Annotated in this window: 9 protein-coding genes; 1 reads left to right on the top strand and 8 read right to left on the bottom strand. The window is 61.9% G+C overall.

Annotation, left to right across the window (positions count from 1 at the left end; all coding sequences use genetic code 11):
- Positions 1 to 206: 206 nt before the first annotated feature.
- The 8 genes from ACP7C6_RS24750 to ACP7C6_RS24715 form a co-directional block, all read right to left on the bottom strand.
- The gene (locus ACP7C6_RS24750; protein WP_028619116.1) at positions 207 to 1,208 is read right to left on the bottom strand and encodes a response regulator; all 1,002 of its coding nucleotides are present in this window, start codon (positions 1,206 to 1,208) and stop codon (positions 207 to 209) included.
- A 51-nt stretch (positions 1,209 to 1,259) separates the two neighbouring features.
- Positions 1,260 to 2,270 carry a chemotaxis response regulator protein-glutamate methylesterase gene (locus ACP7C6_RS24745; RefSeq protein ID WP_028619115.1) on the bottom strand — a complete coding sequence of 337 codons (1,011 nt, stop codon included), beginning with the start codon at positions 2,268 to 2,270 and terminating at the stop codon, positions 1,260 to 1,262.
- Complete coding sequence (locus tag ACP7C6_RS24740) at positions 2,267 to 4,534, bottom strand: hybrid sensor histidine kinase/response regulator (protein WP_028619114.1); 2,268 nt, start codon at positions 4,532 to 4,534, stop codon at positions 2,267 to 2,269. Before ACP7C6_RS24740 ends, ACP7C6_RS24745 begins: the two co-directional genes overlap by 4 nt.
- Positions 4,531 to 5,232 (bottom strand): chemotaxis protein CheW, encoded by a 702-nt coding sequence (locus ACP7C6_RS24735; protein ID WP_426109342.1) that lies wholly within the window; start codon positions 5,230 to 5,232, stop codon positions 4,531 to 4,533. The genes ACP7C6_RS24740 and ACP7C6_RS24735 overlap by 4 nt, the downstream gene beginning before the upstream one ends.
- Complete coding sequence (locus tag ACP7C6_RS24730; protein WP_426109341.1) at positions 5,229 to 6,488, bottom strand: CheR family methyltransferase; 1,260 nt, start codon at positions 6,486 to 6,488, stop codon at positions 5,229 to 5,231. Before ACP7C6_RS24730 ends, ACP7C6_RS24735 begins: the two co-directional genes overlap by 4 nt.
- The gene (locus ACP7C6_RS24725) at positions 6,485 to 6,997 is read right to left on the bottom strand and encodes a chemotaxis protein CheW (RefSeq protein WP_122724088.1); all 513 of its coding nucleotides are present in this window, start codon (positions 6,995 to 6,997) and stop codon (positions 6,485 to 6,487) included. Before ACP7C6_RS24725 ends, ACP7C6_RS24730 begins: the two co-directional genes overlap by 4 nt.
- Positions 6,997 to 8,619 (bottom strand): methyl-accepting chemotaxis protein, encoded by a 1,623-nt coding sequence (locus ACP7C6_RS24720; protein WP_028619110.1) that lies wholly within the window; start codon positions 8,617 to 8,619, stop codon positions 6,997 to 6,999. Before ACP7C6_RS24720 ends, ACP7C6_RS24725 begins: the two co-directional genes overlap by 1 nt.
- Before the next feature lie 149 nt (positions 8,620 to 8,768).
- A complete protein-coding gene (locus ACP7C6_RS24715; protein ID WP_028619109.1) occupies positions 8,769 to 9,479 on the bottom strand; it encodes a tellurite resistance TerB family protein in 711 nt (236 codons plus the stop codon).
- Positions 9,480 to 9,647: 168 nt separating this feature from the next.
- Between ACP7C6_RS24715 and ACP7C6_RS24710 the strand changes: the two genes are divergently transcribed.
- Entirely contained in the window at positions 9,648 to 10,559 is a 912-nt protein-coding gene (locus ACP7C6_RS24710; RefSeq protein ID WP_003209548.1) for a LysR family transcriptional regulator, read from the top strand.
- The last annotated feature ends 99 nt before the right edge of the window (positions 10,560 to 10,658 follow it).

Genomic DNA, 10,658 nt, shown 5'->3' with positions numbered 1-10,658 from the left:
GCCGCGCTGGGCCAAGGATGGCCCATCGCGGCGGCCCACGGATTCAAGCCGGAGTGAGGGCACACCGAGCCTAGGCGAGGTGCCGAGTGTTGGGGCAAGAGCCTTTTGGTTACTTTTGGGCTCTTTTCAAAAGTGACCCGCCGTAAGGGCGGAACCATAAGCCGCCATAACCTAAATAATGGATATGTACTCAGCAGCGCTAAGCCCTACTCAATCCCCACCTGATTCCGCCCATTATGCTTAGCCGTATACAACCCCTTATCCGCCGCCATGATCAATTGACGACAATCCGTCCCCTGCTGCGGCGTCATGGTCGACAGCCCGATACTGATAGTCAGACTCGACCCCTCAGTCGGCGCGTTATGCGGAATCTTCAGAGCAGCCACCGCCATGCGCAGCTTCTCGGCCACCAACCGCGCCCCACCTGGCGAGGTATTAGGCAGCACCAGGGCAAACTCCTCCCCCCCATAGCGCGCCGGCAAATCCGAAGGCCGACTGCTCGCCTCACGAATGGTCGCCGCCACCTTGCGCAACGCCTCATCCCCTTCAACGTGCCCAAAACTATCGTTATAGGTCTTGAAGAAATCCACATCAATCATCAACAACGACAACTGAGTCTGATCACGCATGGCCCTACGCCACTCCAGCTCCAGGTATTCATCAAAGTGACGACGGTTAGACAGCCCGGTCAGGCCATCGGAGTTCATCAGCCGCTGCAATACCAGATTGGTGTCCAGCAACTGCTGCTGGCTGACCCGCAACGCACGGTAAGCCGCATCCCGCTGCAACAGGGTCATGTAGGACCGCGAGTGATAGCGAATGCGCGCCACCAACTCGATGTTGTCCGGCAGCTTGACCAGATAATCATTGGCACCGGCAGAAAAAGCCGCGCTCTTGATCAGCGGATCTTCCTTGGTGGACAGCACGATAATCGGGATATTCGCGGTGGCCGGGTGAGTGCGGTATTCGCGCACCAGCGTCAGGCCGTCGAGGCCCGGCATCACCAGATCCTGCAGGATCACGGTCGGCTTGATGCGGATCGCCTGGGCAATCGCCTGGTGCGGATCGGCGCAGAAGTGAAAATCGATGTTTTCTTCATGAGCCAGGCCACGCCGCACGGCTTCACCGATCATGGCCTGGTCGTCGACCAGCAACACCATGGCGGCATTTTCGTCGGTCTTGATGTCGTCGATCTGTAAATCATTCATGTGCAGTCACCTGAATTACTACCTGCCAGCCAGCACCGCGGGAAGTCCTGTTCATTTTGCAAAGACCTCCAGCAATCGGGGCGCAATTCTATCCAGTGGGCGAATTTCAACAGCAGCATCAATCGCCGCCGCCGCTTTGGGCATGCCATACACCGCCGAGCTTTGCTGATCCTGGGCGATGGTCAAATAACCTTGTTCACGCAGTAACTTGAGGCCCTGGGCCCCATCGCGCCCCATGCCGGTCAGCAGTACGCCGACGGCATCGCCATTCCAGTGGCTGGCCACGCTTTCGAAAAACACGTCGATCGAAGGTCGGTAGATCTCGTTTACCGGTTCTGCGGTATAGGCTAGCGTGCCATTTTTCAGCAATCGAATGTGGTGGTTGGTGCCAGCCAGCAGCACCACGCCACTTTGCGGGGGTTCGCCTTCACGGGCCAGGCGCACCGGCAGGCCGGAGGCGCTGCTCAGCCATTCGGCCATGCCGGCAGCGAACACTTGGTCCACATGCTGCACCAGCACAATGGCGGCGGGAAAGTCCCGGGGCAAGCCTTTGAGCAGGATTTCCAGGGCAGCCGGGCCACCCGCCGATGAACCGATTGCCACCAGGCTCTGGCGTTTCCCGGTAATTCGCGGCGCAACGGTTTCAGCGCGTACGCGGCTGCCGCGCTGGCCGATCAGCCAGCCGATATTGAGGATCTTGCGCAGCAGCGGCGCCGCCGCATCCTTGGGATTGCCCACGCCCAGGGTCGGCGTGTCCACCACGTCCAGGGCGCCATGGCCCATGGCTTCGAACACCCGGCTGACGTTGGCCTGGCGATCAACAGTCACGATAACGATGGCGCATGGGGTCTCGGCCATGATCTGGCGGGTGGCTTCCACGCCGTCCATCACCGGCATGATCAGGTCCATCAGGATCAGGTCCGGCGTCAGCTCAGCGCAGCGCTGTACCGCTTCCAGCCCATTGGCGGCCACCCAGACAACCTGATGCGCGGGCTCGAAGCTCAAGGCGCGGCGCAAGGCCTCCACCGCCAGGGGCATGTCATTGACGATCGCAATCCTCATGCCCGCGCGCCTCCGATCAGTTCCACCACGGCGTCCAGCAGGGCGTCATCATGAAAACTGGCTTTGGCTAAATAATAGTCGGCACCGGCGTCCAGTCCACGACGACGGTCTTCTTCGCGATCCTTGTAGGACACCACCATCACCGGCAACGATTGCAGGCGACTGTCACGGCGCAAGAGTGTGACCAATTCAATACCGTCCATACGAGGCATATCAATATCAGTGATCAACAGGTCAAAGTCTTCGGAGCGCAAGGCGTTCCAGCCGTCCATGCCATCGACCGCCACCGCCACTTCATAACCACGATTGAGTAACAATTTGCGTTGCAACTCACGCACGGTCAGCGAGTCATCCACCACCAGCACCCGTTTACGCGGCGCTTCGGTGGCCTGCTGGCTGCGTCGCGCGATACGTTCCAGGCGGCCGGTGTTGAGCAGTTTGTCCACCGAACGCAGCATGTCTTCCACGTCAACGATCAACACCACCGAGCCGTCATCCAGCAAGGCACCGGCGGAAATATCCTGGACCTTGCCCAGACGATCATCCAGCGGCAGCACCACCAGGGTACGCTCGCCGATAAAACGCTCCACGGCAATCCCATACACGGCATCGCGCTCGCGGATCACCACGACCTTCAAGGTGTCCGACGGACTCTGCCCTGCCGGCCTCTGCAGCAACTGGCTCGCGGCGACCAGGCCGACATGCCGGCCTTCGTGCCAGAAATGCTGGCGACCTTCCAGTTGCACGATATCGTCCGGCGCCAGGTCGCACATGCGTTCGATATGGGCCAGCGGGAACGCATAGGCTTCCTCGCCAACTTCCACCACCAGGCTGCGCACCACCGACAAGGTCAGCGGCACTTCCAGGTGGAAACGACTGCCCTGCCCCGCCGTCTGTTCCAGCACCACTGCGCCCCGCAGTTGGCGGACCATGTGCTGCACCGCATCCAGGCCGACCCCGCGCCCGGACACTTCGGTGACCTTGTCGCGCAGGCTGAACCCCGGCAGGAACAGGAACGTCAGCAACTCTTCTTCGCTCAGGCGCAGGGCGGTTTCCAGCGGCGACAGATGCCGGTCGACGATGGTGCCGCGCAGGCGTTCCAGGTCGACGCCATTACCATCATCGCTCAATTCCAGCACCAACAAACCGGCCTGGTGGGACGCGCGCAGGCGGATCAGGCCTTCAGCCGGCTTGCCGGCGAGCAGGCGCTGCTCGGGCATTTCGATGCCGTGGTCGACGGCATTGCGCAACAAATGGGTGAGCGGCGCTTCAAGTTTTTCCAGCACGTCGCGGTCGACCTGGGTTTTTTCGCCCTCAATCTCCAGACGCACCTGCTTGCCGAGGCTGCGGCCAAGGTCACGCACCATGCGCACCTGCCCGGCCAGGACATCGGCAAACGGGCGCATGCGGCAGGCTAGCGCCGTGTCATACAGCACCTGGGCGCGCTGCCCGGCCTGCCAGCCGAACTCGTCCAGCTCGGCGGTTTTTTCCGCCAGCAGGGCCTGGGCTTCGCTGAGCAGGCGGCGGGTGTCAGCCAGTGCTTCCTGGGCTTCCAGGTTCAGACTTTGGGTCTTGAGTTGCCCGTCCAGCGTATCCAGGGCACGCACGCTCTGGCTTTGAATGCGCTTGAGGCGCTGCAAGCTGGCCAGGTAGGGTTTGAGCCGCTGGGTTTCCACCAGGGATTTGCTCGACAGGTCGAGCAGGCTGTTCAGACGCTCCGCGGTTACCCGCAGCACACGTTCGCCGCCTTCGGTCATGCGTTTGTTCTGACGCAGCGGCTCAGCAGCCACTGGCGGCGCGGGCTCGGGCTCCGGCGGCAGCTCTTCAACGACAGCCGCCGGTTCTGGCGGCGGCGCAGGCTTGACCGGCGCCTGGGACGGATCCAGCAGGCGTTCCATCAACGCCACATAGGCTTCGATATCCGCCGGCCCCACGTTATTGTCGGGCGTAGCGATGCGCATCAGCAGGTCGGTGCCTTGCAGCAACGCATCAATATGTTCGGGTTGCAGGTACAGGCGGCTTTCCTGGGCGCTGACCAGGCAATCTTCCATCACATGGGAGACGCTGACCCCGGCGTCTACGCCGACGATACGTGCCGCGCCCTTGAGCGAGTGAGCGGCACGCATGCAGGCTTCAAGCTGATCGGCCTGGGTCGGGTTGCGTTCCAGGGCCAGCAGGCCCGCGCTCAGGACCTGGGTCTGCGCATCGGCTTCCAGGCTGAACAGTTCCAGCAGCGAGGCATCGCGCATCTGGTCGGGGGTCATGTGAGGCTCCGGGTCACGGCGGACAACAATTGCGCCTCGTCCAGCCACCGCAGGCTGCGGCCTTTCCACTGCAGCACGCCTTGGGTGTAGCGCGCGCTGGCCTGGGTGCCGGAGGCCGAAGCCGCCTTCAAGGTGCGCTCATCGATGGCGTGGATCCCGTCGACTTCATCCACCGGCACCACCACCGGGCCATCCTGTGCGGCGATGATCAGCATGCGCGGCATGATGCGGCTGCCGCTGGTGCCGTTGCTGGTGACATCCAGGCCGAGCAGTTCCACCAGCGAAAGGCACGCCACTAGCGCACCCCGCACATTGGCCACGCCGAGCAAGGCGCGCGAGCGTTGGTGCGGCAGGGAATGTATCGGTTGCAACGGCGCGACTTCCACCAGGCAACGGGTGGCAATGCCCAACCATTCTTCGCCGAGACGGAACATCAGCAAAGAACGGGTGACCACGTCTTCGCCCAGCTCGACAGTGGCATGCGGGCGATGCGCATCCTGCTGCAAGGCGTAGCGGTCCAGCAACCGCGTGGCTGCTGCCGAGTACACCGAGCAGTTGCGGCAATGGATATGGTCCGCCAGCAGCGGGCAGGATTTGTCGCCATGAATGCCGATGCGGTTCCAGCAGTCGTCGATGGCTTGGGTGTTGGCCAGGGTCAAGTCCAGGCCTGCGGTGTCGAGCGCCTCGGTGTTACTCATCGTTTGGACTCACTGTCAGCTCGCTCGCTACGGGCAGCCCGCGCCTGCAAGCGGCGCGCTCCCGCACTGTCGCCCTGGGATTCGAGCAACGCGGCCAGGTGCATCAAGGCCTGCGGGTGCTGGGGTTCCAGGTACAAGGCTTTTCGATAATAACCCTGGGCTTCCAGGGCGCTGCCGGCCACGTCGCTGAGCAGCCCAAGCCAGTAGAACACCTGGGCGGCCGGCGGGTGGTTGCTCAAATACTGTTCGCACGCGGCGCGGGCTTCGGCACTCTTGCCTTCATTGGCCAGGGTGGCGATGCGACTGAGCAAGTCGCCCGCATCGGTGTGCGGCGTCTTGATCGGCACCACCTGGGCGCTGGCCGTGCTGAACGGCCGTGGCTTGCTCGGAATCGGCGCCGCACTGCGTTGCGGGATCGGCGCGGCGATCGGCACAAACACGGGCTCAGGCTTGACCGGCTCGGCATGCCGACTGTACGCAAACGACTGCGGCACCCCAATTGAACGCATGCCATGGCGCCCCAGCAGGCTGCCCTCGGCCGGGCCGATAAACAGCACGCCGTCCACGTGGGTCAGGCCCTTGAGCACGTCGAACACTTGCTTCTGCGTGGGCTGGTCGAAGTAGATCAGCAGGTTGCGGCAGAACACAAAGTCGTAGCTCGCATCATTCGCCAACAAGCCCGGATCGAGCAGGTTGCCCACTTGCAGGCGCACCTGTTCGCGCACACGGTCGGCAATGTGGTAACCATCGCCGTATTCGGTGAAATGGCGATCGCGAAAGGCGATATCGCCACCGCGAAACGAGTTCTTGCCATACACCCCGCGCCGCGCACGTTCCACCGACAGCGGGCTGACATCCAGGCCCAGCACCTTGAACTGGTGCGGCGCGAGGCCTGCGTCCAGTAATGCCATGGCAATCGAATAAGGTTCTTCACCCGTGGAGCACGGCAGGCTGAGGATGCGCAGTGCGCGCATCTGCTTGATTTCGATCAGCCGCGCCTTGGCCAAGCGGGCCAGGGTCGCGAACGATTCGGGGTAACGGAAAAACCAGGTTTCCGGGACGATCACCGCTTCGATCAGCGCCTGCTGCTCATCCTCGGAACTTTGCAGGTGCTGCCAGTACTCGCCCGCCGTTTGCGCATTGACGGCCTGGCTGCGCTGGCGCACCGCGCGTTCGATGATGGCTTCGCCCACCGAGGCGACATCCAGGCCGATGCGCTCTTTAAGGAAGGCAAAGAAACGCGGATCGCTGCTCATAGGCTCAGCTCGGCAGAAAACAGTACGGTGCGCACCTCATCGGTGAGCAGGTCATTCACGCCGATCCATTGCATCAAGCCCAACGCGTCTTCGCGCACCGGCCCCAGATACGGCGCCTGGCGGTTGTCGAGGCCGTAGGGCTGAAACTCCGCCGGATCGCAACGCAATGTGTCGGTGGCCTGCTCCAGGATCAGTCCGAGCCAGCGTGCCTCGGTCCAGGGCTCGGGCTGGTAATTGACCAGTACCAGCCGCGTGCTGGTGCGCGCCTGGGCGGCGGTGCCAAAGGTCAATGCGCTAAGGTCGATCACCGGCACCAGCGTGCCACGGTGGGCAAAGATGCCCGCCACCCACAGCGGTGCATGGGCGATGGGTTTCAAAGGCAGGCGCGGCAGCACCTCGGCCACTTCCGTGGCCTTGAGGGCGTAACGTTCGTTGCCGATGTGGAACACCAGGAACAACGCCTTTTTCGCTGCCGGGACGGCACCGCGTTTAGCCGCGAGGTCGCTCATCAGACTTTGAAACGCGACACGCCGCTGCGCAGACCGACCGCCACCTGGCTCAGCTCATCAATGGCAAAGCTGGCCTGGCGCAGGGACTCGACGGTCTGGCTGCTGGCATCGCCCAGTTGCACCAGGGCGTGGTTGATCTGCTCGGCACCGGTGGCCTGGGCCTGCATGCCTTCGTTGACCATCAATACCCGCGGCGCCAGGGCCTGTACCTGATGGATGATCTGCGACAACTGCTCGCCCACTTGCTGCACTTCAAACATGCCGCGACGCACTTCTTCGGAGAACTTGTCCATGCCCATCACGCCCGCCGACACCGCCGACTGGATCTCGCGCACCATCTGCTCGATGTCGTAGGTGGCCACGGCAGTCTGGTCGGCCAAGCGACGCACTTCGGTGGCAACAACAGCAAAACCGCGACCGTACTCCCCGGCTTTCTCGGCCTCGATCGCCGCGTTAAGCGACAACAGGTTGGTCTGGTCAGCGACCTTGACGATGGTCACCACCACCTGGTTGATGTTGCCGGCCTTCTCATTGAGGATCGCCAGCTTGGCGTTGACCAGATCGGCCGCGCCCATCACCGAGTGCATGGTTTCTTCCATGCGCGCCAGGCCTTGCTGGCCGGAACCGGCGGCGACCGAAGCCTGGTCGGCGGCGGTGGACACTTCGGTCATGGTGCGCACCAGATCCTTGGACGTGGCCGCGATTTCGCGGGAGGTGGCACCGATTTCGGTGGTAGTCGCAGCGGTTTCAGTGGCGGTGGCTTGCTGCTGCTTGGACGTGGCGGCAATCTCAGTCACTGATGTAGTGACCTGCACCGACGAACGCTGGGCCTGGGACACCAGGGCGGTCAGCTCGGTCATCATGTCGTTGAAGCCGGTTTCGACGGCGCCGAACTCGTCCTTGCGCTCCAGGTTCAAGCGCTTGCTCAGGTCGCCGTCGCGCATGGTTTCGAGGATGTCGACGATGCGCTGCATCGGCGCCATGATCGCGCGCATCAGCAGCAGGCCACACAGGCCGGCGGCGAGGATGGCGACGACCAACGACACAAACATGCTGATTTTCGCTGCGGATACCGCATCATCGATCGCGTTGGTCGCACGGTCGGCGACGTTTTTGTTCTCGGTGATGATGTCGTTGAGCTTCATACGGCCTGCGGTCCAGGTCGGCGTCAACTGCGTGTCGAACTCTTTGCGTGCGGCAGCCAGGTCACCGCGTTGCAGGCTGTCGAGCACCGTGGACAGGCTCTTGTTATAGGCCTGGTGCAGGGTTTCGAACTTGTCGAACTCGGACCGATCGTCACCGCCGGCGATGGTTTTTTCGTAGTTATCCATCTGCTGCAAAATGCGTGCTTCAAAGGACTTGAACTCCGCACGGTCGGCGTCGCTCAACTGCTTGTTTTCACGCAGGCCCAGCAATTCGAGGGTCTGCAGGTAGCTGTCGACCCACGCGCTGCGGATCATGGAGCTGAGGTAGACCCCCGGCACCGCATCATCGCGCACCGCAACTTCGCTGGTTTCGATCTTCAGCAACCGTGAATAGGAGACCACAACCATTAACAGCATGATGGCGATAATGACCGCAAAGCTTGCCAAGATCCGTTGGCGCAAGGTCCAGTTCTTCACAGTAATTCCTCGAAGGGCCGATCAAATGCGAGGGAGTATAGCTGAGCAGAAGCCCTCATTTATCAACGGGTTTTGATGTAGCGCTCACAGAATGCAAAAACACCCCGGGCCTTTACGGCATCCGGGGTGCTCTCAATAAAGCCATGGGATCAGAGCGAGGCTTGGCGTACCTGTTTTTCCAGTTCCAGCTTCAACCCCGGCTCCAGTTTCAGTTGCCGCGCCAGTTCGTCGAGATAAGCCTTCTCCATGAAGTTTTCCTCGTCCACCAGCATCACGCTGGCGATGTACATCTCGGCGGCCATTTCCGGCGTGCCGGCAGCTCGCGCCACGTCGGCTGGATCGAGGGGCTTGTTGAGCTCAGCGTGCAGCCAGCTTTGCAGTTCGCGGTCGTTGTCCAGCTTGGTGAATTCGCCTTCGATCAATTCGCGCTCGCGCTCATCCACATGGCCGTCAGCCTTGGCGGCAGCGACCAGCGCCTTGAGGATGCCTTGGCTGTGTAGCTCAACCTGGGCCGGTGGCAGGCGGTCAATGGTCTGCGGCTCACCTTTCGGGGCATTGGCCTGTTGCGCCTGCCAGTTGCCATAGGCTTTGTAGGCAATGACGCCCAAGGCCGCCAAACCGCCATAGGTCAGGGCCTTGCCGCCGAACTTGCGGGCTTTTTTGTTGCCCAGCAGCAGCCCCATGGCGCCGGCCGCCAAGGCGCCGCCGCCTGCGCCACCGAGCAGACTGCCAAGGCCACCACCGCCGAGCAAACCGCCCAGTGCACCTTTGTCGTCCTGCTTACGCTGGCCGCCAGCCTTGTTTTGCAACATGTCCTGGCCAGACTTGAGCAACTGATCGAGCAATCCACGGGTATTCATTCGTAGCCTCCAGACACTAGGGTTCATAGGACCAATAGGCTCCCAGCGTAAAACTAAGTGCCAAAAAGCCTCGATCTAGAGTGCTTCCAGATGTAACGCGATCGCCCTTCACTTAAATCGATATACACTCGAACAAATCTATAAAAACACCCCACTGGTAATTCCAGCATGATGACCTTGCGTCAAATCCGGCATTTTATCGCCGTGGCCGAAACCGGTTCGATCTCCGCTGCCGCGCAGACAGCGTTCATTTCCCAGTCCACCCTGACCCTGGCGATCCAGCAACTGGAGCAGGAAATCGGCGTCAACCTGTTCAACCGTCACGCCAAGGGCATGACCCTGACCCATCAGGGCCATCAATTTCTGCGCCAGGCGCATCTGATCCTGGCCACCGTCGACAACGCCAAGCGCAGCCTGCAGCAGAGCACCGACCAGGTCGCCGGGCAGTTGATCATCGGCGTGACGAGCCTGGTGGCTGGCTATTACCTCGCGGATTTGTTGACGCGATTCCAGCGCGCCTACCCCAATGTGGAAATCCGCGTGATGGAGGATGAACGCCCGTATATCGAACATTTGCTGGTCAGCGGTGAAATCGATGTGGGCGTGCTGATCCTCTCCAACCTCGAAGACCGCCACGCCTTGCAGACCGAAGTCCTCACCCACTCCCCGCACCGCTTGTGGCTACCGGCACAACATCCACTGCTGGAACACGACAGCATTAACTTGGCCGATGTGGCGCGTGAACCGCTGATTCAGCTGAACGTCGACGAAATGGGCCACAACGCCCAGCGCATGTGGACCGGCGCAGGCCTGCAACCTCGTGTGACCTTGCGCACCGCTTCCACCGAAGCCGTGCGAAGCCTGGTGGCGGCGGGCCTCGGCGTGTCGATCCAGCCGGACATGACCTACCGGCCCTGGTCACTTGAAGGCGACATCATTGAAGCGCGCCCGATTGCCGACCTCAGCCAGACCCTCGACGTGGGCCTCGCCTGGCGCCGTGGCACCGCCCGGCCTGCGCTGGTCGACCCGTTCCTCACCGTCGCCCGTGAACAGCCCCACCCGCGCAAGCCATCTATTTAATCGAATGCTGCATTCAGTATTTAGTATTTGTTGACCTCGCGCCTGACCTCTAGTCTCTGTTCATCCCCTAAGAGAAGGTCAGGCGCCTTGTAAGAGAAC

This window comes from Pseudomonas sp. TWR1-1-4 (assembly GCF_049897165.1).
Classification (GTDB): Bacteria; Pseudomonadota; Gammaproteobacteria; order Pseudomonadales; family Pseudomonadaceae; genus Aquipseudomonas; species Aquipseudomonas canadensis.
The sequence above is the reverse complement of the archived record's forward strand: the minus strand, read 5'-3'. Positions and strand labels throughout refer to the sequence as shown.

Coding starts and splice junctions, on each gene's coding strand:
- ACP7C6_RS24750 (WP_028619116.1), bottom strand. CDS start 1,208: ATGAATGATTTACAGATCGACGACATCAAGACCGACGAAAATGCCGCC.
- ACP7C6_RS24745 (WP_028619115.1), bottom strand. CDS start 2,270: ATGAGGATTGCGATCGTCAATGACATGCCCCTGGCGGTGGAGGCCTTG.
- ACP7C6_RS24740 (WP_028619114.1), bottom strand. CDS start 4,534: ATGACCCCCGACCAGATGCGCGATGCCTCGCTGCTGGAACTGTTCAGC.
- ACP7C6_RS24735 (WP_426109342.1), bottom strand. CDS start 5,232: ATGAGTAACACCGAGGCGCTCGACACCGCAGGCCTGGACTTGACCCTG.
- ACP7C6_RS24730 (WP_426109341.1), bottom strand. CDS start 6,488: ATGAGCAGCGATCCGCGTTTCTTTGCCTTCCTTAAAGAGCGCATCGGC.
- ACP7C6_RS24725 (WP_122724088.1), bottom strand. CDS start 6,997: ATGAGCGACCTCGCGGCTAAACGCGGTGCCGTCCCGGCAGCGAAAAAG.
- ACP7C6_RS24715 (WP_028619109.1), bottom strand. CDS start 9,479: ATGAATACCCGTGGATTGCTCGATCAGTTGCTCAAGTCTGGCCAGGAC.
- ACP7C6_RS24710 (WP_003209548.1), top strand. CDS start 9,648: ATGATGACCTTGCGTCAAATCCGGCATTTTATCGCCGTGGCCGAAACC.